Below are 3,638 nucleotides of genomic sequence, written 5' to 3'. Positions count from 1 at the left end.
GGACCCCCGGCGGTGGCTGGCGGGCGGCCGCAGCGCGATGGCCGCGGCCGTGGCGCGGGCCAGCGGCAGCGGGTCGCCCCGGCGGTAGCGGACCGCGTTCTCGCTGATCTGCAGGATCACGGGGACGCCGGCGTGCTCGGCGCCCTCCAGCACGGCCTCGACGTGTTCGAGGGTGATGACGTTGAAGGCGGCGACCGCTCCGCGCCGCGCCCTGGCGGCGGTCAGCAGGCCGGCCGCGTCGACGAGTGGCATGGCGACTCCGCTCCGGGCCGTCGGTGTGCCGGGCCCCGGGGCCGTGCTCTGCGGATGCCCGACTGCGCAATATAGGCATTCGGCGCGAACCGTTTCAAGGACGCCGCGCGGGGACCGCCGCCCCGGCGAGGTCACCCGCCGACCGCCGGCCACCGACCGCCGGCCACCGGAGCGGGTGACCGTTGTCACCCCATGGCGGGACACGGGGCGCGAGGCGGCCGAAGCCGCTCAGGGAGCGGCATTCCCGGGCATCCAAGATGCTTTTGTACCTTTTCGTTTATCGAACGACGCTTTGTTAGTCTTCGCTGACGCCGGTCACGGTCCACGCTGCAGCCACCGAGGAGTCTCGTGTCGTACATGCCGCCGCCTCCCGCCGAACCGCCCCGGATATCCGGCACGGCGGAGGAGGCCAGTCCCTCGGTGACGCAGCGACTCAAGGCCCTCCCCCGCCCGGCGGTGGTCGCGGCGGCCGTGGCGGTGGCGCTCGGCGGCGGCCTGCTGGTCGCCTCGCTCGCCGTCGACTCCGCGGTCGCCCAGGGCACCACGGTGCTCGGGGTGGACATCGGCGGCCTCGGCACCGAGGAGGCGCGCGAGAAGCTGACGGCGGAGCTGCCGGAGCTGACCGACGACCCGCTCCAGGTGCACGTCGGGGAGATCCCCGAGGACGCCGCCGACCCCCACCTGATCGTGCCGTCCGAGACGGGGCTGTCGGTGGACGTGGACGCCACGGTCGACCGGGCGGACGCCCCCGGCCTCTTCGGGCGCCTCTTCGGCGGCGACGGCGGGGCCGTGCAGCCGGTGACCACCCTGGACCAGGAGCGCGGCCGGGCCGCGATGGAGGAACTGGCCGCGGCGACGGGCACCGAGCAGACCGAGGGCGGGATCTCCTTCGTCGACGGCGAGGTCGAGGTCACCGAGCCCGGCAGCGGCGCCTCGCTCGACGTGGACGGCGCCCTGGAGCAGCTGCGGGAGGCCTACCTCACCGCCGCGGCGTCCGCGCCGGTCTCGCTCCCGGTCACCGCGGCGCCGCCCCGGGTCGACGAGGCCGAGGTCGAGCGCGCGGTGAACGACTTCGCCCGGCCCGCGATGTCGGGGCCGGTGCGGCTGGCCGTCGACGACCGCGAGCTGGAGATCACCCCGGCGATGATCAGCCCGTACCTGACGATGGAGGCCGACGACGAGGGCACGCTGGTGCCCCGGCTCGACGGCGAGGGGCTCGCCGCGGACGAGGCGGTGCTGGCCGCGGTGGACGAGGTGGACCGGCCGGCGCTGAACGCCCGGCTCGCGGTGCGCGACGGCGGGGTCGTCGTGACCTCCGACGCCCGCGACGGGGTCGAGGTGGAGACCGCGGACCTCGGGGACCAGATCATGCCGCTGCTGACCAACCCCGAGGGCTCCCGCAGCGGTCGGGCGACGGTGACCACCACCGAGCCGGAGCTGACCCGCGAGAACGTGAACCAGCTGGGCGTGGTCGAGCAGATGTCGAGCTTCACGGTGACCTTCGACCCGGCGCCCTACCGCACCACCAACATCGGACGCGCCGTCGAGCTGATCAACGGCTCCGTGGTGGCGCCGGGCGAGCGGTGGAGCTTCAACGAGACGGTCGGCGAGCGGACCGAGGAGAACGGCTTCGTCGAGGGCATCATCATCCTCGACGACCAGTACCAGACCGCACAGGGCGGCGGCGTCTCGGCGGTCGCGACCACCATGTTCAACGCGGTGTTCTTCGCGGGCGTGAAGCCCGTGGAGTACGGGGCGCACTCCTTCTACATCGAGCGGTACCCCGAGGGCCGTGAGGCCACCGTCGCCTGGGGCAGCCTCGACAACAGCTTCGAGAACGACTCGGACCACTCGATCTACATCTCGGCCACCTCGGACGCCTCCTCGGTGACGATCTCCTTCCTGGGGACCAAGAAGTACGACGAGGTGGAGGCGGTCACCGGCGACCGCACCAACGTGGTGGAGCCCGGGACGCGCGAGGCGGTGGCGGACGACTGCGTTCCGCAGCCTCCGCTGGAGGGGTTCGACGTGGTGGTGGAGCGTGTCTTCCGCAACGGCGGCGACGAGGTCGGGCGTGAGGAGTTCACCACGCGCTACACCCCGCGCGACGAGGTGGTCTGCGAGCCCGAGGGCGACTGACCCGACCTCACATCCCGCTGCACCACGGCCAGGTGGCCGGTCGTCACACGGTGGCGACCGGCCACCGGTGTTTTCCGGGCGCAAAGCTCCCGGCCGTCGGCGCGGCACCGCGACGTATCGGGACGATCCCTGCAACATTCACATAACTGCCGCATGCTGCGGGCGGCGAACGGGAAGTCCTCTCATCATTCATTACGAGGTGAGGGGACAATTCCGTTTTGTGTACAGGGCTGTTCGACCGCCTTCTCCGGGCTGTCGGAAGGAGTCGCCGCTCGCCTCCCGATCCGCAACGCACCTGGAGGAGCTTTGTCCCGACGAACATCGCGCCGCGGTTTCCTGACCGCCGTCGCCGCGGCCGCCGGGGGCGCGGCCGCACTGCCCGTGATCTGCGCGGGCCCCGCACGGGCCGCAGCACCGGGGGAGCTGCCCGTCGTCAACCGGCGCGACCATCCGGAGGCCCTGTGGGGGCCGGACGCCGACACCGACCCGTTCGCGGAACCGCTGAACGCCAGCGTGGACTGCGCACTGCACCGCGCGGAGGCATGACATGGCGACCTTCGTGACCCGCGCACAGTGGGGCGGGCGCGCCCGCCGGTCCTCCAACACCAACATCACGCCCGACCGAGGGGGCGTGAGCATCCATCACGTCGGCGGGAGCCGCGTGGCGCGCGCCGCCCACGGCGACTGCGCCGCCCAGGTCCGCGGCATCCAGAACTACCACATGGACTCCAACGGCTGGAGCGACGTCGCCTACAGCCACCTGGTGTGCGTCCACGGCTACGTCTTCCAGGGCCGCGGCGAGGGCCAGCGCACCGCGGCCAACGGCACCGACGCCGGCAACCAGAACTGGTACGCGGTCTGCGCGTTGACCGGCGGCTCGTCCTCCAGCTACGACACCATCACCGACGCCCTGGTCGACGCGTTCCACCTGGCGATCTCGCGGCTGCGCTCCTCCGGCGGCGCCGCGGCGGCGATCAACGGGCATCGCGACCACCGGGCGACCGAGTGCCCCGGCAACCTCTACACCCTGGTGCAGAACGGCCGACTCAACCCCGGACGGCGCAGCCACACGGTGCGCGCCGGCGAGACCCTGTTCTCCATCGGACAGCTCTACGGCGTCGCGTGGGAGTCGATCGCCGCGGCCAACAACCTCTCCGCTCCGTACACGATCTACGTCGGGCAGGTCCTGGTGATCCCGGCCTCCTGACCCCGGCGCCCGCGGGGCGCGGCGGCCCGGTGCCCCGGGC

At 72.7% G+C, this 3,638-nt stretch carries 4 protein-coding genes; 3 read left to right on the top strand and 1 reads right to left on the bottom strand.

The annotated features are described in order from the left end of the window. A partial coding sequence (locus tag HCN56_RS24390; RefSeq protein WP_167974636.1) for a class II fructose-bisphosphate aldolase occupies positions 1–252 on the bottom strand: 252 nt, incomplete at its 3' end. 357 nt (positions 253–609) lie between these two features. Here HCN56_RS24390 and HCN56_RS24385 point away from each other — a divergent pair. From HCN56_RS24385 to HCN56_RS24375, 3 genes are all read left to right on the top strand, one after another. Beyond that, on the top strand, positions 610–2,391 hold the full coding sequence (locus HCN56_RS24385) for a VanW family protein (RefSeq protein WP_209313143.1): 1,782 nt from the start codon (positions 610–612) through the stop codon (positions 2,389–2,391). A 306-nt stretch (positions 2,392–2,697) separates the two neighbouring features. Beyond that, entirely contained in the window at positions 2,698–2,937 is a 240-nt protein-coding gene (locus HCN56_RS24380) for a twin-arginine translocation signal domain-containing protein (RefSeq protein WP_245246981.1), read from the top strand. 1 nt (position 2,938) lies between these two features. Continuing rightward, complete coding sequence (locus HCN56_RS24375) at positions 2,939–3,598, top strand: LysM peptidoglycan-binding domain-containing protein (RefSeq protein WP_209313142.1); 660 nt, start codon at positions 2,939–2,941, stop codon at positions 3,596–3,598. Positions 3,599–3,638: the final 40 nt, after the last annotated feature.

Origin of the sequence: Streptomyces lonarensis, assembly GCF_012033735.1 — a bacterium.
Lineage (GTDB): Bacteria > Actinomycetota > Actinomycetes > Streptomycetales > Streptomycetaceae > Streptomyces > Streptomyces lonarensis.
Note: the sequence above shows the minus strand (reverse complement) of the source record. Positions and strands in the feature narration are given on the sequence as shown.

Bases quoted from the DNA above. Each gene is read 5' to 3' on its own strand.
- HCN56_RS24385 (WP_209313143.1), top strand. From the start codon at position 610: ATGCCGCCGCCTCCCGCCGAACCGCCCCGGATATCCGGCACGGCGGAG.
- HCN56_RS24375 (WP_209313142.1), top strand. From the start codon at position 2,939: ATGGCGACCTTCGTGACCCGCGCACAGTGGGGCGGGCGCGCCCGCCGG.